Here is a 303-nt window from a genome sequence, read left to right as displayed (position 1 = left end):
GTGATAACCGCACCGCAATTGCGCGCCGCCAGATCGCTGCTCGGCATCGATCAACGCCGGCTTGCAGAATTGTCCGGCCTGTCGGTGCCGACGATCCAGCGCATGGAAGCCAGCAGTTCGATCATCCGGGGCAATGTCGATTCGCTGATGAAGCTGATCGCGGCGCTCGAGGCGGCCGGCATCGAACTGATCGGCGAAGGCGCGGCCAGCCAAGGCGGCGGTCGCAGCGTACGGCTGAAGGCGGGTTTCGATCCGGCCAAGGCGAGCGAAACCGCCGACCCCGAGCTCGGCGGGAGCCTGCCG

The 303-nt window shown here is 67.0% G+C and carries 1 protein-coding gene; it reads left to right on the top strand.

The features are described from left to right. On the top strand, nt 1-303 hold a 303-nt coding region (locus tag EN846_RS34410; protein ID WP_245518776.1), incomplete at both ends, for a helix-turn-helix transcriptional regulator.

Origin of the sequence: Mesorhizobium sp. M4B.F.Ca.ET.203.01.1.1 (assembly GCF_004791025.1) — a bacterium.
GTDB lineage: Bacteria > Pseudomonadota > Alphaproteobacteria > Rhizobiales > Rhizobiaceae > Mesorhizobium > Mesorhizobium abyssinicae.
The sequence above is the reverse complement of the archived record's forward strand: the minus strand, read 5'-3'. Positions and strand labels throughout refer to the sequence as shown.